Below are 23,098 nucleotides of genomic sequence, written 5' to 3'. Positions count from 1 at the left end.
GGGATCACGGGGCGCGCCTGGTGACAGACGTACCCAGGCGAAGGTCCCCTGGCACGAGGTCCAAGGTCCATGGCTGAGCGCCCGGTGCGCGGGTAGCGTCCAGACATGGCCACCTTCGACCTGACCAGCCCGCGAGCCGTGCGGGGGCGACCGGCCGGCACGCCGCGCCGTACCCGACCGGAGGGGAAGCGATCATGACAGGCACCGGAGACCTCGGGCGGCGCGTCATCCATCACCGCCGCCGGCTCGGCCTGACCCGCGAGCAGGTCGCCGAGCGCGCGGACATCTCACCGGGTTACCTGAAGTACCTGGAGGAACACGCCGACACCCCGGACACGGGCATGCTGTACCGGCTGGCGGACGCGCTGGGCACCACCGTCGAGGACCTGCTGGGCGGCGGCCAGGACCGCCCGCCCGGACGCGGCCCCGCCATGGCCCACCCGACCCTGGAGCCGCTGGACGAGGCGGAGTGCCGGCGGCTGATCGAGCCGGGCGGGATCGGGCGGGTGGCGTTCAACGGCTCGCACGGGCCGACCGTGCTGCCCGTCAACTACAAGGTGCACAAGGGCGCCATCGTCTTCCGCACCGCCGCGGGCGGCGCGATGGACCAGGACCTGCGCACCGGGCTGGAGGGCGTCGACATCATGATCGCCTTCCAGATCGACAACATCGACGAGGCCAACCGGGAGGGGTGGAGCGTGCTGGTGCAGGGGCCCGCGCACCACCTGCCGCCGGAGGAGACGGACGAGGCCGCCGGGGCGGGCGTCACCCCGTGGGCCGGGGGCGAGCGGCAGCTCTACATCCGCATCGTCCCCCAGCAGATCAACGGGCGGCGCATCCACGGCATGTGAGGCCCCGGAGGCCGGAAGAGGTCAGCGGCAGCCCCTGACGGAGAACGCCATGAACAGCGTGGCCTCCTCCGCGGAGAAGTTGTCGTCGGAGCCGATCACCAGCGTGCACTCGCCGTTGGCCAGGCGCGGCCCCCAGGCCATGCCCTCCAGGTTCTGCACCGGCGGGCGGAAGGCGCCGAGGTCGCGGACCAGCCGCTTGGTGACCGGCCGGTACGTGCCGCCCTGCCGCAGCGAGCTGCGGTTCAGCACGTTCGTGGCGCCGCGCAGGTCGAACTCGTACAGCTTGACCCGGTAGCCCACGCCCTGGATCCAGGAACGTTCCAGGGACAGGAAGCGAGAGTCGGAGATGGGCAGGATCTCCGACACGCCGCTGTCGGACTGGCCGGTGGGCGGGTTCGGCGGGGCCGCGAGCGCGTCGATGGGGTAGGCGTACTGGGCGCGGGCCGCGCCGCGCCGGTCCCAGACGGTCAGGCGGGTGACCGCGCCCCTGGTGGCGGTCGGCACCGGCCCGTCCTCGTAGCGCGGCCCCTCGGTCATGGCGGTGATGGCGTGCTCGGTGACGGCCAGGCCCTCGAATCCGAAATTGCGCCTCGGGCCGCGTTCACCGGTCGTCAGGCGCAAATTCGCCGGCACCGGCAATTCGCTCAGTTGCCGTCCTTCGAGATTCATTCCGCGCACCGCGGACGGCGAAAGGGGAATATTCGGATTTGACGGCTCGGGGCGGTCGCCCTCGTCCCCCCACACCAGCCGCCGGCTCCACCGGTCGAACCTGATCGACTCCGGGTCGGCCGCCCCCGCCTTCCCGTACGCCGGGTACGGGGAGCCGTCGGCCCTGGTCAGCGTCCTGACACCGGACAGCCGCACCCCGAGGAAGGTGCCCGACCTGGTGTCGAAGGCCATCCGGCCGGTGTAGAAGCGGGCGGGCTGGTAGCGCCAGCGGTCGTCGGAGATGAAGTACCAGAGCCCGGTGCGCGGGTCCCGGTCGAAGCCCGACAGGCCGCCGACGGTCGTGCCCCCGAAGGTCGCCAGGTGCGGGATCCGCTGCTCGCCGAGGAAGCGGGTGAGCCGCACCGGCTCCCTGGGCGCCGCCGCGGCGGGCGGCGCCGAGCCCGCCACCATCGCGCACGCGAGCGCGATCCCCATAACCGTCCGTGCACTTCTCCGTGTACGCGCCATCTGATCCTCCGAACCGAAAATCGACGGAGGAAATGAAAGCGCGTCCCGGGGAAGAAGTCCACGAACAAAACAACTGCACGCCGCACTGCAAAAGGCGCAAATCACTGCGCGATGTCGGGCAGGGTGACGAGGTGCAGGCTCCCGTCGGGCCGGCCGCCGAGGCGTCCAGCACGCTGCCGTTGGCGTCGATCTTCGTGGCGCTCGCCGCCCACGTCCCGGCCGCGCCGCGCGCCCGGCTCCAGACCCCGGCCCCGGGCACGACGGTCTGCACGTGCAGGGTGCCGTCGGGCAGGCCGGCGGCGGACACGGCGCTCACCGAGCCGTTCGCGTCGATCCGCGCGGGCGCGCTCTGCCAGGCCCCGTTCGCGCCGCGCGCGAGCGTCCACACCCCGGAGCCCGGCACCGCGGTCTGGACGTGCAGGGTGCCGTCAGGAAGGCCGGCGGCCGAGATCGCGACCGTGCCGGCGTCGGCCGCGATCGGCACCGCGCTCGCCGCCCAGGCTCCGCCGGCCCCGCGGACGCGGTCGCGCACGCCCGCTCCCGGCACGAGGGTCTGCACGTGCAGGGTGCCGTCCGGCAGGGCCGCGGCGGACACGTCGGACACTGCGCCGTCGGCGTCGATCTTCGTCGCGGCGGCGTCCCACACGCCCGCCGCGCTGCGCGCCCGGCTCCACACGCCGGCCCCCGGCACGACGGTCTGCACGTGCAGGCTGCCGTCCGGCAGGCCGGCGGCCGACACGGCCGAGACGCCGCCGTTCGCGTCGATCTTGACGGCGTGCTCGTCCCACGTGCCCGCCGGGTCGCGCCGCCGGTCCCAGACGCCGCTGCCGGGCACCACCGTCAGCACGTGCAGGCTGCCGTCGGGCAGCGCCGCCACCGCCGTGCCGGAGACGGTGGCGTTGCCGTCGATCCGCGCGGCGCTCGCCTCCCACGTGCCGGACGGGCCGCGGACGCGGTCCCAGACGGTGCCGCGCAGGCTGCGGTCCTCGACGCCGTAGTACGGGCTCCACACCCGCGCCTTGTAGAAGGCCGCGCCCGTACGGGTGCGGGTCATGGCGGGGCCGAAGAAGTCGACGGTGTCGGTGCACCAGGTGCTGGCGGCGCACGAGCCCGGCGGCGTCTTGGCGGAGTCGGCCCGCGTCTGGACGATCTGGCCGGAGGGCTGGTTGCCGACGGACTTGACCCCGCCCCGGTTCGCGCCGCCCGCGGCGGGGGTGAAGGTCTTGGTGGCCTTGTCGTACAGGTAGACGGCCGAGCCGGTGGAGACCCACAGCCTGTTCACGTCCTCGGTGTGGGCGTAGACGTCGTGGCCGCCCCCGGTCGGCAGGACGGCCCTGCGCGGGGTGTCCTCGCGCAGCACGGGCCGGGCGGCGGTGCCCTCGACGGCGAGCGCGGTCAGGATCGGCTGCGCGGTGGCCGGGTCCTGGCCGGTCACCCACAGGCGTCTGACGGCGGGGTCCCAGAGCGCGGCGTGCGCGTCGGTCAGCCGGAACTCGTCGTAGGCGGCGGCGTCGGGGCCCTGCGAGGAGGCGTACACCCTGACCCAGCCGCCGGCGGAGGCGGCGACCGCGATGTTGCCGTCGGGCAGCAGTTCGGCGGCGTGCAGGTTGCCGGGCAGGAGTCGCGCCCACTCGCGCGCGCCGCCGGGGTAGGAGACGATCGCCGCCACGCCCTGACCGCCGCCCGCGGCGACCACGAAGCTGCGCCGCCCGGACGGCCGCTCGCGCAGCTTGAAGTCGGCGATGAGCCCGAACGCCGACACCTCGGCGGCGCTGAACCCGCCGGGCGTCACGCTGGGCTGCCACGTCCAGGTGACGGCCGAGGAGGTGTTCCAGTCGGCGACGGCGGGGTCGAACGCGATCAGCCGGCGGCCCGTCTGGTCGCCGCCCACCACCCAGTGGTCGCCCGGGGCCGCAGCGCTTGCGGGGGCGGCGGGGACGATGCCCGCCAGCACGATCGCGACCATCGCCGGCCATCGCATGCGTTGCCTCCTCCGATGGGGGACCAGGCGTCCGCCCGTCCCGCCGTTGATCACCCGCCCCGAACCTATGCCGTCGCGCGGGCCACGGCCAGCGGCGGGATCATCCGGCCAGTTTCTCCAGCGGCCGGGTCGCCCCGGGCCGGCCGCCGTCCCACGCCCCGGCTGCCGCGCCGCGCCGTTCGGGGTCGCGCCGCACGATGTCCACCGTGAGGAACTGCGCCCGGTCCGGGTGCCGCCGCACGCGGACGTGACTCGCGCAGCAGGCCGCCGCGATTTCCGCGCCGAACGCCTCGAAGTCGTCGGCGCAAATCCCGGCCCGCAGCAGAATGAACGCCCTTTCCCCGGAATCGGTCGGCGTCATCCAGAGGATCAGCGGAATTCTGCCGGCCCGGGTGTGCATGGACGTCTCCATGCACACCCGCTGCATCCGGTGCCGGGAGAAAAGGCACCAGAAGTGGCGCAGAATCCATTTCCGTCCGGCGGGCACCGTGGCGGGGGCGGCGCCGGTGCCCACCACGGCCACCGCCGCCCACCACAGCCCCTGCCCCATGGCCGCCACCATCGCGGCCGCCGCACCGGCCGCGAGCAGGAGCAGGGCGATCTCGGTGCGCCACCGCCACACCCGCGTGAGCACGCCCGGCCCCCAGGCCGGGCCCTCGACCGCCAGGTACGGGTTGTGCCGCGGATTACGCGGGAACATGCTGATCATCTCCTCGGACCGGAGCCCGGCCGGCGGCGCGGATCCCGCCGGGCCCGGCCGTCTTGAGGGCGTCGGGACGCGGGGTGCGACGCGGGCCGAACCGCGGGCCGAACCGCGGGTCGCGATAGCGCCGGGAGCCGAACCCGGTCCTGGTGACCGTCCACCCGTGCCGGCCGGCCCGCTCGTCCTGAGCCGCGCAGAGCGCCCGGTCGGCGCGTGCCGCCATCGTGCCGAGAAAAGACCTGAATCGCGCTGCCCATCCGGTGACGTTCAACATTCCGGCCACCACTCCCCTCCGTCCCTGCCGTTCTGGAAACCCCTCGAAATTGCGCCTGCCGATGCCGCCAGTTTGCGCCCTGCTCACGAATTCCTCGATAAAGCTGCCTTCCGAATCGATGGTTCGGTTTTCCGCACCCATTGAGCCGGCGGGGGGCGGCGGACTAACGTTTGGCGGGTGACGTCCTTCCGGGTGGTGATCGCCGAGGACCACCTGCTGGTGCGGGCCGGCATCGAGGCCCTGATCGCGACGGAGGCGGGCGCCGAGGTCGTCGGCGTCTGCTCGGGTTACGACGCGCTCATGGACTGCGTCGCCCGGGAGAAGCCGGACGTCGTCGTCACCGACATCCGGATGCCGCCGACGATGACCGACGAGGGCATCCGGGCGGCCACCGCGCTGCGGGCCGGGCATCCGGACGTCGCCGTGCTGGTGCTGTCGCAGTTCCTCGACCCCACGTACCTGCTGGCGCTGATCGAGCAGGGCAGCAGCGGGCGCGGATACCTGCTCAAGGAGCGCATCGCCGCGCCCGGGGAGCTGATCTCGGCGGTGCGCACGGTCGCCTCCGGCGGATCTTTCATCGATCCCGTGGTCGTCGAGTCGCTGGTGGCGGCCAAGGCCCGCAACGACGCGGAGGTGCTGCGGCACCTCACTCCGCGCGAGCACGAGACGCTCGCCGAGGTCGCGGCCGGGCGCTCGAACCTGGCCATCGCGACCGCGTTCCACGTCTCCGAGCGCGCGGTCGAGAAGTACATCAACTCGATCTTCGCCAAGCTCGGGCTGCGCGGCGACCGCGACACCAACCGGCGGGTCAAGGCGGTGCTGATGTTCCTCGACTCGGGCTCCCCCGAGCGCTGAGCCCGGCCGGAGCGGGCGCGAATGGTGATGCTGGCACCACCGACACGGCGGCCCCCGGATGCGACGATCGGAGTCGTGGACCGATCCCCCGTGCGCGTTCTGGTGGTGGACGACCTGCCGCCGTTCCGCCGGGCGGTGGCCGGCGTGATCGCGGTGGTGGACGGGTTCGTGCTGGCCGGGGAGGCGACCAGCGGCGAGGAGGCACTCGGCTTCCTCGACGAGCACGCCGTCGGAATGGTGCTGATGGACGTGAACATGCCCGGCATGGGCGGCCTGGAGGCGGCGCGGCGGATCAGAGGCCGCCATCCCGACGTCACGGTGGTGCTGCTGTCGGTCAACGACACAGAGGAACTGCCTCGGGAGGCGATGGCGGTGGGGGCCCGCTATCGGCACAAGGACCGCTTCGGCCCCGACGAACTGGAGGCGCTGTGGAAGGACGGGGGGTCCGCAGGCTCTTAGCCGGGCTGCGGGGGCACGAGATCATCGAGATCGGCGCGCCCGAGTGGGAGCGGCTGCGCACGTACGTGCAGGTGGACCTGGCCGGCGTGGCGGTGGCGGCGCTGTGGCTGGGCGTCCTGTGGGCCGGGGGGCGGCGCGAGGGCTGGCTGCTGGGGATCGTCGCGCTGCTGCTCGTCATGGCGGCCTTCCTGGTGCGCGCCATCCGGCTGATCCGCGGGTACCGGCGTTTCGCCGCGGTGGTCGTCTTCGCGCTGTCCAACTGGGTCGTGGCGGTCGCCGTCACCTCGGTGGCGCCGTTCGCGCTGGGCACGCTGACGCTGGCGGTGCTGCTGCCGGTGCTGGTGGCGGTGCAGCACATGAACCACGTGCGGCTGTCGGCCATGCTCGGCGCGACCATGCTGGTCGGCACGGCGCTGGTGGTCGTGGGCAGCGTGACGCCGGGGGTCGGCCTGGAGGAGACGGTGCCGAAGGCGGTCATGGACGCGCTGGCGATCGTGTTCATCCCGTTCATCACGGTCCTGGTGTCGCTGGCCGCCTGGCAGAACCACCGGATGCTGGTCGCGCGGGCCGAGGCGCTGCGGGAGTCGCGGGCCCGGCTGGTCGCGGCGGCCGACCGGGAGCGCTGCCGGATCGAGCGCACCCTGCACGAGGGGGCCCAGCGACGCCTGGTCGCCGCCGCGGAGCAGGCCAGGCAGGCGCGCCGGCTGCTGGGCGTCGCCCCCGGCCGGGCGGGCCCGCTGCTCGCCCGGCTGTCGGACGACCTGCAGGAGGCCGGCGCCGAACTGCGCGACCTGGCGCACGGGATCTACCCGCCGCAACTCGGCCAGCACGGCCTGGAGACGGCGCTGCGCGCGGCGGCCCGGCACGCCCCGATCCCGACCGCGGTGCGCGCGGACGGCGTCGGCCGCTACCCGCCCGAGATCGAGATCAACATCTACTTCTGCCTGGTGGAGGCGCTGCAGAACGCGGTCAAGCACGCGGGCGATCAGGCCACGGCCGCCATCGCCCTGCAAGACCGCAACGGCCTGTCGTTCGACTTCCGCGACACCGGCGTGGGCTGCGAGCCCGGCCTCGTCCGGGGCGGCACCGGGATGACGAACATCAACGACCGCCTGGGCGCCATCGGCGGCACGCTGACGATCGACACCCGGCCCGGCGGCGGGCTGCGGCTGCACGGGCACCTGCCGCGCTCGGCGCTGGAGAGCGCCGGGGTGCAGCGTTCCCGCCAGGAGCAGGGCGGGGCCGTGCTGGACGCGCTGCACGCCGTCTGGCGCCTGGTCGCCAGGCTGTACACGAACCTGCAGCGCAGCACCCACCCGCATCCCCTCCAGTACATCGCCACCGGCCTGTGGACCATCCTGGGCGTGGTGCTCGGGGCCGGCACAGTCGCGCTCGCGCTGTTCTCCGGCGCGCAGGTGCCGTGGCTGCTCGCGCTGGCCGGCGGCTGCGGGACGGTCGCCCTGCTGATCGTGGTGGCGCTGCGGACCGTCAAGGGCGACCGGGTCGAGCCGGCCATCGGCCTGTCGGCGGGCATCACCTGGTGTTACGCGTTCACGCTGACGGTGCTGGTCCCGGCCGCGCTGCCGTACGCCACGCTGGTGACCGTGTCGCCGGTGCTGCTGTCGGTGGCGTTCCTGCGGCGGCGGCGCTTCAAGGCCATCATGGGCGGCACGGTCGCCGCGGCCGTCGCCGTCACGCTCGCCGGCCGGCTGCTGCCCGGCGTCGGGTTCAGGGAGAGCGCGCCGCGCTGGCTGGTGGCCGGGGTCGTCGTCGCGCTGGTGGTGCTGGGGCTGACGCGGGCCTCGTACCTGGCCTGGCACAACCACGTGATGCTGGTGGCCAGGGCGGAGGCGTTGCAGGAGTCGCGCGCCCGCATGGTGGCGGCGGCCGACCGGGAGCGCCGCGAGATCGAGCGCGACCTGCACGACGGCGCCCAGCAGCGGCTGGTGGCCGCGGCGGTGCAGTCGCGGGTGGCCCAGCGGCTGGTGGACTGCGATCCCGGCCGGGCGGCCCCCGCGCTCGCGCGGCTCCACGACGACCTGAGCGAGGCGCAGGCGGAGCTGCGCGGCCTGGCGCACGGGATCTATCCGCCGCACCTGGCCGAGTCGGGGCTGGAGGAGGCGCTGCGCGCGGCGACGCGGCACTCACCGCTGCCGGTCGTGATCCGTGCCCGGGGCCTGGGCCGGTATCCGCCCGAGGTCGAGATCAACGTCTACTTCTGCCTGATGGAGGCGTTGCAGAACGCGGGCAAGCACGCGGGCGAGGGGGCCACGGTGACCATCGACCTGTGCGGGCGGGACGGGCTGAGCTTCGACGTGCGCGACACCGGCGACGGCGGGCACCCGAGCCTGATCCGTTCGGGGCACGGCATCACCAACATGTACGACCGCATGGGCGCCATCGGCGGCACCCTCACCCTCGAGACCGGCCCGGGGGCGGGGCTGCGCCTGCGCGGGTACGTCCCGGGCCTCGGTGCGGGAACGCGGGGAACGCTCTGATACTGTGACGGTCCCGTCGCCGGAACGTCCTTGGGAGGTGAGCCCCATCACCGCTGTGTCAGTGCGGGTGCTCCCTCCCCTCAGCCGTCGGGCCAGGTGACCGCGGGAGCCACCCATCGGCATCCCGAAAGGCTCCCATGTCGGTTTTTTCATCATCCATCCACACCGCTGCGCTCGCCGCCCGGCTCCGGGCCGCCGGCTGCGTCTTCGCCGAGGACGAGGCCGACCTGCTCGTCTCCGCCGCCCCCTCCCCCGCCGGCCTCGACGCCATGGTGGCCCGCCGGATCGCCGGGGAACCGCTCGAACACGTGCTGGGCTGGGCGGAGTTCTGCGGGCTGCGGGTGCGCGTGGCGGCGGGAGTGTTCGTGCCCAGGCCGCGTACCGAGTTCCTCATCGAGGCGGCCCTCGCCCTGGCTCGGCGGGTCGCGGGCACGCCGGTGGTCCTCGACATGTGCTGCGGCACCGGCGCGATGGGCGCGGCCGTGGCCGCCGGGCTGGCGCGGGCCGAACTGCACGCCGCCGACCTCGACCCCGCCGCCGTGCGCTGCGCCCGGCACAACCTGCCGGGAGCGGCGGTGTACGAGGGCGACCTGTACGACCCGCTGCCCGCCACCCTGCGCGGCCGGGTCGACCTGCTCATCGCCAGCCCCCCGTACGTGCCGTCGGAGTCGGTGGGGCTGCTGCCGCCGGAGGCACGCCTGCACGAGCCGCTGATGGCGCTGGACGGCGGCGCCGACGGCCTCGACGTGGTGCGCCGGGTGATCGCCGGCGCCCCCGAGTGGCTCGCGCCCGGCGGGCGGCTGCTGGTGGAGACCAGCGAGCGCCAGGCGGCGGCGACCGCCGAGGCCGTGCGCGCCGCCGGCCTGACCGCCCGCGTGACCACCTCGGACGACCTCGACGCGACGGCGGTCATCGGCGCGCGCGGACTGACCGGAGGCGGCCGCTAGGCCGAGCGCTCGTGGCGTCGCGGGCCGTCCAGGTGGTCGCGGGGCACCAGGGTCGGGTTGACGTTGTCCAGCACGGTCTCGCGGGTGATCACGACGCGGGCCACGTCGTCCCGGCTCGGCACCTCGTACATGACGTCGATCAGCACCTCCTCCAGGATCGCCCGCAGCGCCCTGGCCCCGGTGCGGCGCAGCAGCGCCTGCTCGGCGACGGCGGCCACGGCCCCCGCCTCGAACTCCAGCTCCACCCCGTCGAGTTCCAGCAGCCGCCGGTACTGCCTGATCGGCGCGTCACGGGGCTCGGTGAGGATGCGCGTCAGCGCCGCGAGGTCCGGCGGGCGCAGCGTCGCCACCACCGGGACCCGGCCGACGAACTCCGGGATGAGCCCGTAGCGGACGAGGTCCTGCGGCATCACCTGGGTCAGCGGGTCGTCGTCCGCGCCCCGCGGGAGCGCGCCGAAGCCGGCCCCGCCGCGGGCGAGCCGGTGCTCGACGATCCGCTCCAGGCCGGCGAACGCGCCGCCCGCGATGAACAGCACGTTCGTCGTGTCGAGCTGGATGACGTCCTGGTGCGGGTGCTTCCTGCCGCCGTGCGGCGGGACGCCGGCCACCGTGCCCTCCAGCAGCTTCAGCAGCCCCTGCTGGACGCCCTCGCCGGAGACGTCGCGGGTGATCGACGGGTTGTCGCCCTTGCGGGCGATCTTGTCGATCTCGTCGATGTAGACGATGCCGGTCGCGGCCCTGGCGACGTCGTGGCCGGCCGCCCGGACGAGCGCGCCCAGCATGCCCTCGACGTCCTCGCCGACGTACCCGGCCTCGGTGAGGGCGGTGGCGTCGGCGACCGCGAACGGCACGTCGAGCAGCCGCGCGAGCGTCCGGACCAGGTGCGTCTTGCCGCTGCCGGTGGGGCCGAGCAGCAGGATGTTCGACTTGCCCAGCTCGACCTCGTCCGGCTCGGGGGCGGGGCGGCGGACCCGCTTGTAGTGGTTGTAGACCGCCACGGACAGGGCGCGCTTGGCGGCGTCCTGGCCGATCACGTACTGGTCGAGGAAGGCGTGGATCTCGCGCGGCCGGGGCGGGCGGGTGTCCTGGCCGCGTTCCGCCGCCTCCTCCTCGGCCATGAGCTCCCTGCACAGGCCCACGCACTCGTCACAGATGTGGACGGCGGGCGGGCCGGCGATGAGTTTGCCCACCTCGTTCTGGCTCTTGCCGCAGAACGAGCAGAGCACCGCATCGCCGCCCTTGCCGATGCGCGCCATCGCCGGCTCAGCCCTTCGGCCGCAGCAGCACGGGCAGCGACGCCAGCCGTCTGGTGCCCGGGTCCGGCAGGTACGACGCCTCCCCCGCGAGCGCCATCTCGGGGTAGCGGCGCAGCAGGACCCCGAGCGCGACGCCGGTCTGCGCCCGCGCCAGCGACGCCCCCACGCAGAAGTGCGGCCCGTGGGCGAAGGCCAGGTGCGGCCCCGGCTCCCGGGTGAGGTCGAAGCGCTCGGGGTCGGGGAACACGCGCGGGTCCCGGTTGGCGGAGGCGATCGAGACGGTGACGGGCTGCCCCTTGGGGATGGGCACGCCGCCGACCTCGATGTCCTCGGTGGGGAAGCGCGGCACGGTCATCGGCTGCGGGGTGCACCAGCGCGCCAGTTCCTCCACGGCGCGCGGCATGAGGGCGGGGTCGGCGCGCAGCGCGGCGAGCTGGCCGGGGTGGGCCAGCAGGGTGGCGACGGAGTTGGCGACGAGGTTCGCCGGGGTCTGACCGGCCAGGACGAGCAGCCAGACCATGGTGACCAGTTCGTCGTCGGAGAGCCGGTCGCCGTCCTCCTCCACGATGCGGACGAGCTGGGAGAGCAGGTCGTCGCCGGGCTCGGCGCGGCTCGCGGCGATCGCCGACGCGGCGTCGCCGATGATCGCCGGGATGGCCGCGGCGAACTTCTCGCCGTGGCCGGCGGTGACGGCCGCGCCGTACTCGCGCCAGCGGGCGCGGTCGGCGGCGGGGATGCCGACCAGCTCGCAGATGACGTCCATCGGCAGCGGACGGGCGAAGCGCTCCAGCAGGTCCACCGGCTCGGTCTCGGGCAGTTCGTCGAGCAGCCCCTCGACGATCCGCTCCATGCGCGGCCCGAACCCGGCGGCCTGGCGGGGCGTGAACGCGGGCGTGACCAGCCGGCGCAGGCGGGCGTGCTCGGCGCCGTTCGTCTCGGACATGGTGCGCATGTGGCGCAGGCAGTGCTCCGGCACGCCGGGGCGCAGGTAGCTGGACTCGTTGATCTCCATGCGCGGGTCGCTGAGCAGTGCCCTGGCCTCCTCGTGCCGCGTCACGGCCCAGAACGGGCCGAACCCCGGCACCAGCAGCCGCACCACCGCCGACCGGTCCCTGACCCGCGCGTACGCCGGGTACGGGTCGTGCAGCACCGCCGGATCGGTCAGGTCGATCTCCGGTACGCCGGTCATATCGGGCTCCCCATTTCGAATGATCTCATCATCTGAATGTTCACGGTATCTTGATGCCGGAGCACCCGGCAACGAGGAGGACGCTTGGCCCGGCTCACCCGAGCGGAGGCGCAGGAGCGCAATCGCGCGAAAGTGCTGGCGGCGGCCAGGCAGGAGTTCGCCGAGCGCGGATTCAGGGACGCGAAGATCGACGACATCGCCGACCGCGCCGAACTCACCCGGGGAGCGGTCTACTCCAACTTCCCCGGCAAGCGGGCGCTCTACTTCGCCGTCCTGGCCGACCTGGCCGAGCAGGCGCCCGTGGCCGCCCTCGAGGAGCCGGCGCTCACGGTGCGGGAGGCGCTCGGCGAGCTGGCGCGGGCCTGGGTGACCGGGTTGCCGCTGGCCACCGAGGACGAACGCCAGCCGAGCAGGCTGAGCATGCACCTGATCCCGGAGATCCTCGCCGACGAGGTCACGCGGGTGCCGTACGCGCAGCTCATGCAGCTCAACGCGGTCCTGCTCGGGCTGGCCATGGAACGGCTGCGCCCGCCGAAGGAGCCCGGCGGGCGGCTGGTGCGGCTGGCCGAGGCCGTGCTCACGGTGCTGCAGGGGGCCGCGCAACTCTCGGCCGCGGCGCCGGGGTTCGTGGAGCCGTTCAACGTCATCCGGGTCTGCGAGCAGCTCGCCGACCTCGACCTGGGCGACCGGTGGGCGGCGGCGCCGCTGCGCCCGCGCGTGCACGAGGCCCGCGGGCCGTGGTCGCCGCCGCAGGCGCTCGACGCGGTGAGCCGGACGCCGGCGCGGCTGGAGCGCGACGGCGTGGTGGCGGTGCTCGGGCTGCACCGGCTCTCGGCCGCCGAGGAGGCGGTACGCGCGGCACCGCCCGGCGCCGAGGTCACCGCCGTCGTGGTGACCGGCGCACCCAAGGAGCTGCTGCCGCTGGCCCGGCTGGTGATCTCGGAGGTGGGCACGTGCCTGCGGCAGGCGTTCCCGCACCCGGCCTGGCCACCGCTGCGCGTGGTGTACGACGAGACGGGCGCGCTGGCGGCGGCGGCAGGGGTCGCCGAGCCAGGCGACGGCACGGAGGTCGCGCTCCGGGTCGAGTCCGGCACGGTGGTCGCGCGCGCCGAGGGCTACGGCGCCTGCCACGCCGCCGCGTCCGCCCGGCCGTGACCGCCTATTTCCGGCCATCGCCCCTGGTGGCGGCGGCCGGACGGAATCGGCGGCGTGGCGAGGGAACCGCCAGGGGTGGACGCGCGGTCCAAGCTAAGGGCGACGTTCAACGCCGGTGTCCGCCCGCCGGCCGCCTGCGGGCGGCCACGAAGTCGCTGGAGAACCGGCCGACGCCGCGGACGGCCCTTCCCGTCCGCCGCGCGTGCTGGACGTCGCCCCCCACCAGTCGCCCCCACCAGTCGCTGGCCGCCGCGCCGGAGGTGCCGATAGCGTGCCGTCACGTCCCGGAAGGCTCCGGGGCGCGGACCGCACGAAACGGAGCAACGGTGACAGACGACGACGAGCGCTTCCTCCGCATGGCCATCGGGCTCGCCGCCGGGGCGCGGGCGGCGGGGAACCCGCCGTTCGGCTCGCTCCTCGTGGGGCCGGACGGGACCGTCCTGGCCGAGGCCGCCAACAGCACCCTCACCGACGACGACATCACCGCGCATCCCGAGCTGAAAATGGCCAGGTGGGCGGCGCGCGAGCTGGACCCGGCCACCGCGGCGGGCACCACGATGTACACGAGCTGCCAGCCCTGCGGCATGTGCACGGGGGCGATCGAGCGGTCGGGGCTCGGGCGTGTGGTGTACGCGCTGTCGGCCGGGCAGCTCGACTCGCTCAAGCCGGCCGGCTCGGGGTTCCCGCAGGTGCCCGCGACGGGGCCGGCCCTGTTCGAGGAGGCACGCGGGCCCGTCGAGGGCTACTACCGGTGAGGCCGCTCCCGCCCGCCGCCTGACGGGGCGGCGAGGCGGTCCGGCCGGTCCGTCACCCGAACGTCATGACCTGTTTTCGGGCCCGTGCCCGGCCTGGCGGGCCCTGCGGGAGATTTCTTCCGGGTTATTGACGAAATTTGCGCCACTTCGGCAGACTCTCCCGCATCGCTGCACGACGGCGGCCCCCACCGGGCCGCGGCATGCCCGTGGGACGTCCGCCCCCGCCTGCCGCGACCCGGACCCGCCGCCCGAGCAGCGCCGACGTGGGAGGACATGACTGATGACTGGTTCCGACAACGGCGCGAACGTCGACCGGCGGTCCCTGCTGACCGGGGCCGCGGGCGTCCTGGGAGCGGCGGCACTGCCCGCGACCGCCGCCCAGGCGGCCCCGGCGAGCACCGAGACCGTGGAGATCAAGGCGATGCGACGCCATCCGGAGAACTGGCCCGAACTCGAGCCCTACGGCCTCGCCGACACCCGTCAGGCGCTGTGGCCGCGCGACGACAACTCCTTCGTCCTGCCCCTCCAGCTCCGCCCCCGCGACGAGGAGCTCGGCCGGGTCTGGATGCGCGACACCTACGTCAACTGCTTCCGCGTCGGCGGCCGTCCGCTCTACGTCGCCACCGGCACCACCCGCTCCCCCGGCCTGCCGGCGGCCGGCCCGTGGAACGACGGCATCTTCGTGTGGACGGCCCCGTCGCTGCGCGGCCCGTGGCGGCTGGCCGACACCACCGGCATCCGGCCCGGCGCCGAGCGGGGCAAGGTGTGGTCGCCGGAGTTCGCCGGCGAGAACCGGGACGGCCGCACGGTCGTCGCCCCGTGGCAGGAGTACTGGACCGACGAGGGCCAGTTCGGCAAGCGGGGCAACGTCTGGGCCCCCGAGGTGCACCGCTTCCGCGGCAAGTGGTACATCGTGGCGTGCATGGGCGACCACTCCCAGAAGGTGGGCTCGTTCCTGCTGGTGAGCGAGGGCGGGGTCGAGGGGCCGTACCGGCTGGTCGAGGGCAACCGGGACAAGCCCTTCGGCGACCCCTTCATCGGCGGGCCGAACTGGATCAAGCCCGGCGCCTACCACCACATCGACGGCAACCTCTACAGCGAGGGCGACGACGCCTGGCTGGTGCTGCACAACAACCTGTACGCGAAGTTCAGGGACGACATGGAGGACATCGTCCCGGCCACGGACCTGCCGAAGTTCCGGCAGACGCCGTACGCGCCCGAGCCGTACCTCGAAGGCGCGTACGTCTTCAAGTACGGCGGCAGGTACTTCCTGCTGCACGCCGCCTGGAACCGCGCCTCGGCCAACGCCGACGGCAGCACCCGCCACGCCTACGACCCGCCCGCCGCCGGCCGGACGCAGTACCAGTACGACGCGGTCGTGGCCGTCTCCGACACGTTCGAAGGGCCCTACTCCAGGCGGTGGACGGCGGGCGTCGGCGCGGGTCACAACAACTTCTTCACCGACCACGCCGGCCACCTGTGGGCGACGTTCTTCCGCAATCCCAACTTCGGTCACTGGGCCGACCCGTCCCGCGTCGGTGACGCCGCCGTGCCGGGCGTCGTCCGGGTGGAGTGGACGGGTCCGGAGGGCAACCGCCTGTACGTCCAGCGTCCTGATCGGGGGCACGAGGGCTGAGGTCATCGGGCGCGGCGGCCCGCGGGCGGCGGGCGGGCTGGAGCTGGGCGGCGGCGAGCGCGGCCAGCACGACGACCGCGCCGCCCGCCTGTGCGGCCGTCAGCTCCTGCCCGAGCACGAGCCACCCCAGCGCCGTGGCCACGACGGGGCTGAGCAGCCCGAGGAACGTGACCTTGGTCGCCGTCAGCACCCGCAGCCCCCTGAACCACAGGGTGTAGGCGAGCGCGGCGCCGATCAGCGAGAGGTAGGCGTACCCGGCGACGTTGACGCCGCTCAGCGCGGCCGGCGGCGCGCCCTCGACGGCCAGCGCGACGGGCAGTAGCAGCGCCCCGCCCGCGACGAGTTGCCAGCCGGTGGTGGCCAGCAGGGGCGCGGGCGACTGCCACCGCTTGCTCAGCACGACCCCGGCCGCCATGACGACGGCCCCGCCGAGCGCGGCGGCCACCCCCAGCGTGTCCAGCCGGGCGTCCGCGCGCAGCACGAGCAGGCCCACCCCGGCCGCGCCCGCCACGGCGGCCAGCACGGTCCGCGGCGTGAGGCGCTCGCCGAGCAGCCCGGCCGACAACAGCGCCACCAGCAGCGGCTGGATCGCCCCGACGGTCGCCGCCACCCCTCCGGGCAGCCGGTAGGCCCCCACGAACAACAGCGCGAAGAACACCCCGATGTTCAGCGCGCCCAGCACCAGCGCCCGCCACCACCAGATCCCCTGGGGCAGGCGGCGGGTCACGGCGACGAGCAGCAGCCCGGCGGGCAGCGCCCGGAGCACGGCCGCGAGCAGGGGCCGGTCGGGCGGCAGGAACTCGGTGGTGACGAGGTACGTGGTGCCCCAGATGACGGGGGTCAGCGCGGTCACGAGGACGACACTCGTTCGATTGCTTAGCACTAAGACAAAGTAGCTCAGCACTAAGAGATCTGTCGCCGTGTTTTACCTCACCGCTAAGACATCACGTAGGCTGGGCCGGTGGCCGATCATGTGGAACTCGTGCTGAAGCAGTGGCACGACCAACGCCCCGACCTGGACGTCTCCCCGATGGCGGTGATCGGGCGGCTGTCGCGGCTGCACCGGCTCATCGACACCGAACTGCGCCGTACGTTCGCGGCGCACGGGCTGGACTCGGCCTCGTTCGACGTCCTGGCCACGCTGCGGCGCAGCGACCCCCCGCACCGGCTGACCCCCGCCGAGCTGATGCGCGCCTCCATGATCACCTCGGGCGCGGTCACCCAGCGGCTCGACCGGCTGGAGGCGCGCGGCCTGGTGGCGCGCGCACCGAGCGACTCCGACGGGCGCGTGGTCCACGTGACGCTCACCGCCGACGGGTACACGCTGATCGAACGCGTGCTGCCCGATCACATGGAGACCGAGCACCGGGTGCTGGCCGGGCTGCCGCCCGAACGCCGCCAGGCCCTCGCCGACACACTCCGTGACCTGCTGGAGTCCCTGGGGGACACGACCGGATCGCCGTGACCCCGGGCGGGTCAGCGGCGGCGGGACCGGCGGCCCGCGCTCTGCCTCCCGCGCCCGCCGCCGGAGCGGCCACCGGCGACCTGACCGGCGGCCTGACTGGCGGCCTGACCGGCGGCCTGACTGGCGGACGCCCAGTGCGCCGGCCGGGTCAGCGCGGCGGGCAGCCGGGTGACGGAGTCGCCCCTGGCCGCGTTGACCTGCGCCTGGGTCAGGAACACGCTGCCGGTGAGATCGGCCCCCGACAGGTCGGCGCCCCGCAGGTCGGCCCCGATCAGGTCGGCCTGCCGCAGGTCGGCGCCGCGCAGGTCGGCCCCGATCAGGTACGCCCCGCGCAGGTTGGCCCCGCGCAGATCGGCCTTCGCCAGCCGGGCGCCGATCAGGTCGGCGCCCCGGTGCTCCCTGCCGTTCAGCCCGGCCCGCGCCAGCTCGCCGGCCCGCAGCAGCAACTCGTTGACCTCGGCCCGGTGGGCGGCCACGTCGAGCTTCTCCAGCACGTCGGGGCGCTCGCGGGTGAGCCGCTCGGTCTCGGCCAGCGCGCGCCGCAGCGGCTCGCGCACCGGCCGCGCCGCCTCCAGGGCCAGCGCCTCGGCCAGGTACCACAGCAGTTCGTGGAGCTGCCGCATGACCGCGAACACCGCGAACATCTGCCGCGCGCTCGCCGGCTCCGCACGCCAGCTCCGGCCCTCGTACGTGACGCGCGAGACCTTCTGCCCGGCCCCGAAGCAGTCGAACACGGTGCAGCCCGGGAACCCGCGCTCGCGCAGCCCCTCGTGGATCGAGCAGCGGAAGTCGTCGCGCAGGTTGTGGCAGGGCTCGCCGGCGGCCTTGTCCACGGCGAAGTCCGCGGAGGCGGAGAACGGCAACGCCACGCAGCAGAGCCCGAAACAGCTCTCACAGTCGGCCAGCAGGCCGAGTTCTCGCGGGTTCGTCACGGGCTCCTCGGAAACGGGCGGGATCGCGCAGGCCAAGGATACTCAAGAATGCGCCCGCGACGGCCTGGCCGCAGGGCGCGGGAGGCGCCCGCGTGCCGCCGCGGTCAGCTCCCGTAGCGGCGCTGCCGGGCCGCGAAGCTGCGCAGCGCGCGCAGGAAGTCGATCTCGCGGAACGCCGGCCAGTACGCCTCGCAGAAGTACAGCTCGGAGTAGGCGGACTGCCAGAGCAGGAAGTTCGACATGCGCTGCTCGCCGCTGGTCCTGATGACCAGGTCGGGATCGGGCTGGCCGGCGGTGTAGAGGTGGCGGGCCACGTCGTCCACGGTCAGGGACGAGGCCAGCTCCGCCATGGACTGGCCGGCCTCGGCCCGCTCGTACAGCAGTTCGCGCAGCGCCTCGATGACCTCCTGCCGGCCGCCGTACCCGATGGCCAGGGTGAGGTGGAAGCCGGTCTCGCAGGTGCGGGTGGCCTCGACGGCGCTCTTGAGCGCGCGGGCGGTGGTGTCGGGCAGGATGTCGAGCATCCCGGCCACGTGGACCCGCCAGCGGGCGTCGGGACGGTCGAAGTGGTCGGCGACCATCTGCTCGATCACCCTCAGCAGGAAGGCCACCTCCTCGTCGCCGCGGTGCTGGAGGTTCTCGGTCGAGCACAGGAACACGGTCAGGTGCTGGATGCCGAGCCCTTCGCACCAGGTCAGCACGTGTTCGATGTGGTCGGCGCCGTACTTGTGGCCGATGCTCGGGTTGGCCATGCCCATCTGTTTGGCCCAGCGCCGGTTGCCGTCCATGATCAGGCCGACGTGGCGGGGCAGCGGGCCGGCCATGGCCTGACGGCGCAGGCGCCGGGCGTACAGGGAGTGAAGGAGGTGAGTGGTCTGCACTGTCCAAGGATGACGCGGACGAGGGGCCGGAATCTGATCTTTCCCGATATCCGTTCAGTGCTCGGTCAGGGTGGTTTTGGCGATGGACGCGACGAATGCGGCCCCGGATCCGTGCCGCGTCCAGGTCAGCGCGGGGAGCCGGGAGGTCGCCCGGCTCGTCCCGCTTTCTGAGTTCCGCTGCGGCGGTCTCAGCCGGCCGGGGGCCAGGGGTCGCCCCAGTCCGTGTCCCTGGCCCGCCGGTAGAGCTCGCCCTGGCGCTTGGAGACGATCACCTCGCGGAGCCCGTCGCCGTCCGCGCACAGCCGCAGGGAGACCACGCCCTTGCGTTTGACCGGGTGACGCAGCACGCGGGCGGCCGGGCGCGGCCAGGGGCCGGTGGCGGCGGCCACGTACGAGAACTTCTCGTCCTCGAAGCTGAGCGTGCCGGCCTTGATGCGGCGGTGCAGGGCGGTCCGGGGCAGGCGTACGGAGAAGTGGCACCAGTCGCGTCCGGGCACGATCGGGCAACCCCCGTCGTGCGGGCAGGGGGCGACGATGGTGCGGCCCTGGGCGGCCAGGATCTCGCGGGCGGCGGCGACGGTAGCGTACCCGGCGGGGGTGCCGGGCTCGATGACGATCACCATGGCGGCCTGCGCGGCCAGCCACCCGACGACGCCGGGACGGTCGGCCGCGGGCAGTTCGCCCAGCGCGTACGACATGGTGACCAGGTCGGCGGCGGGCCGGTCGAGCCCGGCGCCGACGGACGCCTGCCGCCAGGTCGCGCCGCGCAGGGCCGGCGGGCCGCCGCGGGCCAGGCGGCGGCCGAGGTCGATGATGTGCGGGTCGTGCTCGACGACGGTGACGTGCTGGATGTCCGGCCAGACGCCGGCCGCCGCCCAGATCGCCGCGCCGGTGCCGCCCCCGGCGTCGAGGTGGCTGCGCGGCTCGAAGCCGGGAGTGAGCGTCGCCGCCTGGCGCATGGCGGTGGCCGCGGCGGCGTACGTGGCGGGCATGCGGTAGGCGGCGTAGGCGGCGATGTCGGCCCGCGAGCGCAGGTGGTTCCCGCCGGTGGAGACGCCGGCGACGCGGTAGCGCTCGGTCAGCCTGGCCACCGAGTCCGACAGCTCCTGCGGGGAGAAGCGGGCCAGTGCCTGGTCAAGGGCGGCGCTGAGGTTTTCGGGCAGCATGACTGGGTCGTTCACCTGATGTGCGAGATGAGGGTGCGGGACGGGCTTCGGCGAGCGTGGCGACCGGGGCCGGCGGCGCGCCGAACAGGTCCGCGCCGAGGCGCGCGGACATGACGGCAGGCCGCGGGGCTCCTCGAAGGGAGCGCGGGAACGGCCCGGGTACGCGCGTGGCCGCTTCGGACGAGGCACGCCGGCCCACCGGCCCTGACCGGTTCGGCCGGGTCAGTTCGAGCCGTGGCCGACCGGCGTGCCTTCGTGTGCGCCGAAAGCAGGCCGGGGGCCGGTTAAGGCGATGTCACGTGCCCTCGACCCGAAGCGGCGGCACAGAGCTCGGCGTGACGCATGCGAACCCCCATCTATCGCGTGTTGGCAACCGTCGCCATTATCGGTCATCCGGCGTGCTCTGGCAGCCGGTGCGGAAGAGCCGCCAGAACGCCGGGGCCGACTCCTCGGGACGCGTTCCCTCCGTCACGCAGTGCGCGATCACGCCGACGAGGGCGCCGGCCAGGTACGCGGCGTGCACGCCCACCGGGACGTCGTCCCATCCGGCGGGACGAGCGCCGCCGGTGAAGCGGCGGGTGAGCTCGACGGTGAGGCGCTCGCGCATCCGGGCGGCGAAGCGGGCGCTGCCGTGGGGGCCGAGCATGCGCCGGTACATGTGGGCGTTGGCGGCCACGTGCTCGAACAGTTCCTCCAGCGGGCCGGGGGCCCGGTCGCGGGGGGCGTCGAGCGGGCAGAGCGCGGCGGCCCTGGCGACGGCGGCGACGGTCTCCTCCATGGCGTCGGTGACCAGCGCGTCGACGTCGGGGTAGTGCAGGTAGACCGTCGCCCGGTTCACCTCGGCGCGTCTGGCCAGCGCGGACACGGTGATCGTGGCGAGCTCCTGCTGCGCGGCCAGGTCCAGCACGGCGGCCTTGAGCCGGGCGCGGGTGCGCTGGGCGCGCGGGTCTTCCGGGTTCACCCGCCTCACTATACGACAATCATTGCTTATACGACATATGTTGACTATTCAACACATGTCGCATACCTTGACTGCCATGAAGATGGAAATCTGGGCGGACGTCGTCTGCGGATGGGCCCACATCGGGAAGCGGCGACTGGAGAAGGCGCTCGCCTCCTGGGAGGGGGAGCCGGTCGAAGTGGTCTGGCGGCCGTACCAGATCGACCCGTCCGCGCCCGCGCGCGCCGTCCCCATGGCGGAGGCGCTGCGGGATCCGGTGGCCGACCAGGCGCTGCGGGCCTGCTCGCCGGGGCTGTCCCCCGTCGAGAACCGGGCGCGGGTGGCCGAGGTGGCCGCCGCCGAAGGGCTCGGGCCGCAGTGGGGCTCCGGGTGGCGGGCCGGGACTCTGGAGGCGCACCGGCTGATCGCGCTGGCGTACGAGAAGGGCGGGGCCGAGCTGCAGGACCGCGTCGTGGAGCGGGTGCTGCGGGCCCACTTCGTGGACGTCCAGGACATCAGCGACCTCGGCGTGCTGACCGCCGTCGCCACCGAGACCGGGCTCGCCGAGGAGGCGGGCTACACCGGCGACCCCGACCTGCGCACCCTGCCGGGGGCCGAGTTGGTGCGCGAACTGCTGCTCGTCGGCAAGGCCAAGGGCGTGCGGACGTCGCCGACGATCGTCGCCAACGGCCTCGCCCTGGAGGGCGCGCAGTCGCCGGAGACGATCCGGGAGTTCCTCGAGAACGCGAGCCGGCACACCCCCCGGCGGCTGCCCGCCGAGGTGGAGCGCCTGCGGCACGCGGAGTCGCTGCTCGACCGGCGCGACCCCCTCGGCGCGCTGACGCTGCTGCGGACCCTGATGGACGAGCACGGCGGCGACCGTGGGGTGCGGCTGCTGGCGGCTCGGGCGTACTTCGCCTCCGCGCAGCTCAACCGGGCGCGTACGGCGCTGGAGTCCCTGGTGACCGAGTCCCCGGACGACTCCTACGCCCGCCACCTGCTGGGCCGGACCCTGCAGCGGCAGGGACGGCACGAGGAGGCCGCCTCCCACCTCACCCTGGCCGCCGTCATGACCCCGGACTACGCAACCGGGTGACCCCGCGCCTCTCGGGACGGTCCGGCGCGGTGTTTCGGCGGGGCGGCTCACCGAGCCACCCCGCCGAAACACACCCACCACCCAATCAAGAAGCCACACGACCGCGCCGCACCACCGAGCCGTGCCGCCGCCCCGTGCCGGCCTCGTGCATGCGGGGCGACGCCAGTCACGCGACGAGAGCCGGGGCGCGGTAGCGGCCGGCCGCGCAGGGGGACCGTTTGCGGGGGAAGCGCGAAGACCACGCGCAGGCGAGCACCGGGCGAGGGCGAACACCCGACAAAAACGCCAGGCAGGAAGTGCCCGCCCGTCAAGGGGTGGGCACCGGTCAAGGGCGAGTGCCGGTCGCGCGGTGAGCGCCGGTCACGCGGTGACGGTGGAGGGGTGGTCGGTGCCGTGTCGGGGCAGGTCGCGGGTTGCCAGGACCAGCAGGGTCGCCCACACGGCGCAGTACCCCCCGAAGAGCGCGCCACCGCGATCGGTGAGCAACGCGCCGCCGAGCATGCCCACCGCCCCGATCGCGGCCATCGCGGCACAGAGCCGGTGCGCGCCCGGCAGCAGCCTGCTCGTCCACCGTCGCGCCCGCTCATCGGGTCGCCGCCAGGATCGCCGCCGTGCCCCCAGGCGGAGCCGTCCGGCCAGCAGGACCGCCATCACCAGCGCTCCGGACCCCGCGTTCGCCCACTGCGCCAGGGCCACCTCACCCACCCCGTACGCGAGGTAGGAGTCCGGCGAGACCACCGGACCGCCGGTCACCCCCAACCGCCCCTCCAGGGCGTAGACGATCTTCGAAGCCACGTACAGCCCGGTCCACCCGATTGCCATGTCCGCATATCTCACGACCACGACACTGCCGCCCGTCCCCCACAACCGGGCTCCCCCGCAC

At 74.0% G+C, this 23,098-nt stretch carries 20 protein-coding genes and 2 pseudogenes; 10 read left to right on the top strand and 12 right to left on the bottom strand.

Annotated elements, in window-relative coordinates; genetic code table 11:
• The first annotated feature begins 194 nt into the window (after positions 1 to 194).
• Positions 195 to 851: a pyridoxamine 5'-phosphate oxidase family protein gene (locus FAF44_RS39380; RefSeq protein ID WP_237108468.1), complete on the top strand. Its 657-nt coding sequence runs from the start codon at positions 195 to 197 to the stop codon at positions 849 to 851.
• A 21-nt stretch (positions 852 to 872) separates the two neighbouring features.
• On the opposite strand, the gene FAF44_RS39375 is transcribed toward FAF44_RS39380, so the two are convergent.
• The 4 genes and pseudogenes from FAF44_RS39375 to FAF44_RS39360 all read right to left on the bottom strand — a co-directional run bounded on the left by FAF44_RS39375 (position 873) and on the right by FAF44_RS39360 (position 4,934).
• Positions 873 to 1,970: an esterase-like activity of phytase family protein gene (locus tag FAF44_RS39375; RefSeq protein WP_237108467.1), complete on the bottom strand. Its 1,098-nt coding sequence runs from the start codon at positions 1,968 to 1,970 to the stop codon at positions 873 to 875.
• Between the two features lie 1,213 nt (positions 1,971 to 3,183).
• Positions 3,184 to 3,993 (bottom strand): annotated as a pseudogene (locus FAF44_RS39370) (DUF6528 family protein); the annotation flags it as partial.
• A 115-nt stretch (positions 3,994 to 4,108) separates the two neighbouring features.
• Entirely contained in the window at positions 4,109 to 4,708 is a 600-nt protein-coding gene (locus tag FAF44_RS39365) for a hypothetical protein (protein ID WP_237108466.1), read from the bottom strand.
• Complete coding sequence (locus tag FAF44_RS39360) at positions 4,695 to 4,934, bottom strand: hypothetical protein (RefSeq protein ID WP_237108465.1); 240 nt, start codon at positions 4,932 to 4,934, stop codon at positions 4,695 to 4,697. The genes FAF44_RS39365 and FAF44_RS39360 overlap by 14 nt, the downstream gene beginning before the upstream one ends.
• A gap of 228 nt (positions 4,935 to 5,162) precedes the next feature.
• On the opposite strand from FAF44_RS39360, the gene FAF44_RS56075 reads away from it, so the two are divergent.
• From FAF44_RS56075 to FAF44_RS39340, 4 genes are all read left to right on the top strand, one after another.
• The gene (locus FAF44_RS56075; protein WP_237108464.1) at positions 5,163 to 5,840 is read left to right on the top strand and encodes a response regulator transcription factor; all 678 of its coding nucleotides are present in this window, start codon (positions 5,163 to 5,165) and stop codon (positions 5,838 to 5,840) included.
• Positions 5,841 to 5,915: 75 nt separating this feature from the next.
• On the top strand, positions 5,916 to 6,299 hold the full coding sequence (locus FAF44_RS39350) for a response regulator transcription factor (protein WP_237108463.1): 384 nt from the start codon (positions 5,916 to 5,918) through the stop codon (positions 6,297 to 6,299).
• Entirely contained in the window at positions 6,269 to 8,797 is a 2,529-nt protein-coding gene (locus tag FAF44_RS39345; RefSeq protein ID WP_237108462.1) for a sensor histidine kinase, read from the top strand. The genes FAF44_RS39350 and FAF44_RS39345 overlap by 31 nt, the downstream gene beginning before the upstream one ends.
• Positions 8,798 to 8,934: 137 nt before the next feature.
• Positions 8,935 to 9,744, top strand: coding sequence for a putative protein N(5)-glutamine methyltransferase (locus FAF44_RS39340; RefSeq protein ID WP_237108461.1), 810 nt, complete (start codon positions 8,935 to 8,937; stop codon positions 9,742 to 9,744).
• Here the strand turns inward: FAF44_RS39340 and clpX are convergent.
• Positions 9,741 to 11,000, bottom strand: coding sequence for an ATP-dependent Clp protease ATP-binding subunit ClpX (gene clpX, locus FAF44_RS39335; RefSeq protein WP_237108460.1), 1,260 nt, complete (start codon positions 10,998 to 11,000; stop codon positions 9,741 to 9,743). The two genes, FAF44_RS39340 and clpX, sit on opposite strands and share 4 nt — an antisense overlap.
• 7 nt (positions 11,001 to 11,007) lie before the next feature.
• On the bottom strand, positions 11,008 to 12,189 hold the full coding sequence (locus tag FAF44_RS39330) for a cytochrome P450 (protein WP_237108459.1): 1,182 nt from the start codon (positions 12,187 to 12,189) through the stop codon (positions 11,008 to 11,010).
• Between the two features lie 84 nt (positions 12,190 to 12,273).
• Here FAF44_RS39330 and FAF44_RS39325 point away from each other — a divergent pair, with 84 nt between their 5' ends.
• The 3 genes and pseudogenes from FAF44_RS39325 to FAF44_RS39315 form a co-directional block, all read left to right on the top strand.
• Positions 12,274 to 13,344, top strand: a complete 1,071-nt coding sequence (locus tag FAF44_RS39325; protein WP_237108458.1) for a TetR family transcriptional regulator — start codon at positions 12,274 to 12,276, stop codon at positions 13,342 to 13,344.
• A gap of 326 nt (positions 13,345 to 13,670) precedes the next feature.
• The gene (locus FAF44_RS56070) at positions 13,671 to 14,099 is read left to right on the top strand and encodes a nucleoside deaminase (RefSeq protein WP_237108457.1); all 429 of its coding nucleotides are present in this window, start codon (positions 13,671 to 13,673) and stop codon (positions 14,097 to 14,099) included.
• 280 nt (positions 14,100 to 14,379) lie between these two features.
• Positions 14,380 to 15,546, top strand: a pseudogene (locus tag FAF44_RS39315) (family 43 glycosylhydrolase); the annotation flags it as partial.
• 10 nt (positions 15,547 to 15,556) lie between these two features.
• Here FAF44_RS39315 and FAF44_RS39310 read toward each other — a convergent pair.
• The gene (locus FAF44_RS39310; RefSeq protein WP_237108456.1) at positions 15,557 to 16,588 is read right to left on the bottom strand and encodes an EamA family transporter; all 1,032 of its coding nucleotides are present in this window, start codon (positions 16,586 to 16,588) and stop codon (positions 15,557 to 15,559) included.
• Positions 16,589 to 16,696: 108 nt separating this feature from the next.
• Between FAF44_RS39310 and FAF44_RS39305 the strand changes: the two genes are divergently transcribed.
• The gene (locus tag FAF44_RS39305; protein ID WP_237108455.1) at positions 16,697 to 17,200 is read left to right on the top strand and encodes a MarR family winged helix-turn-helix transcriptional regulator; all 504 of its coding nucleotides are present in this window, start codon (positions 16,697 to 16,699) and stop codon (positions 17,198 to 17,200) included.
• An 11-nt stretch (positions 17,201 to 17,211) separates the two neighbouring features.
• Here FAF44_RS39305 and FAF44_RS39300 read toward each other — a convergent pair whose 3' ends face one another.
• The 4 genes from FAF44_RS39300 to FAF44_RS39285 form a co-directional block, all read right to left on the bottom strand.
• Positions 17,212 to 18,132 carry a pentapeptide repeat-containing protein gene (locus FAF44_RS39300; protein ID WP_237108454.1) on the bottom strand — a complete coding sequence of 307 codons (921 nt, stop codon included), beginning with the start codon at positions 18,130 to 18,132 and terminating at the stop codon, positions 17,212 to 17,214.
• Positions 18,133 to 18,236: 104 nt separating this feature from the next.
• The gene (uppS, locus tag FAF44_RS39295; RefSeq protein WP_237108469.1) at positions 18,237 to 18,956 is read right to left on the bottom strand and encodes a polyprenyl diphosphate synthase; all 720 of its coding nucleotides are present in this window, start codon (positions 18,954 to 18,956) and stop codon (positions 18,237 to 18,239) included.
• A 245-nt stretch (positions 18,957 to 19,201) separates the two neighbouring features.
• Positions 19,202 to 20,179 carry a small ribosomal subunit Rsm22 family protein gene (locus FAF44_RS39290; protein ID WP_237108453.1) on the bottom strand — a complete coding sequence of 326 codons (978 nt, stop codon included), beginning with the start codon at positions 20,177 to 20,179 and terminating at the stop codon, positions 19,202 to 19,204.
• A 382-nt stretch (positions 20,180 to 20,561) separates the two neighbouring features.
• The gene (locus FAF44_RS39285; protein WP_237108452.1) at positions 20,562 to 21,140 is read right to left on the bottom strand and encodes a TetR/AcrR family transcriptional regulator; all 579 of its coding nucleotides are present in this window, start codon (positions 21,138 to 21,140) and stop codon (positions 20,562 to 20,564) included.
• 76 nt (positions 21,141 to 21,216) lie between these two features.
• Here FAF44_RS39285 and FAF44_RS39280 point away from each other — a divergent pair, with 76 nt between their 5' ends.
• Complete coding sequence (locus FAF44_RS39280) at positions 21,217 to 22,215, top strand: DsbA family protein (RefSeq protein ID WP_237108451.1); 999 nt, start codon at positions 21,217 to 21,219, stop codon at positions 22,213 to 22,215.
• A gap of 360 nt (positions 22,216 to 22,575) precedes the next feature.
• Here FAF44_RS39280 and FAF44_RS39275 read toward each other — a convergent pair whose 3' ends face one another.
• Positions 22,576 to 23,037, bottom strand: coding sequence for a hypothetical protein (locus tag FAF44_RS39275; RefSeq protein WP_237108450.1), 462 nt, complete (start codon positions 23,035 to 23,037; stop codon positions 22,576 to 22,578).
• Positions 23,038 to 23,098: the final 61 nt, after the last annotated feature.

This window comes from Nonomuraea sp. MG754425 (genome assembly GCF_021699195.1).
Taxonomy (GTDB): Bacteria; Actinomycetota; Actinomycetes; order Streptosporangiales; family Streptosporangiaceae; genus Nonomuraea.
The sequence above is the reverse complement of the archived record's forward strand: the minus strand, read 5'-3'. Positions and strand labels throughout refer to the sequence as shown.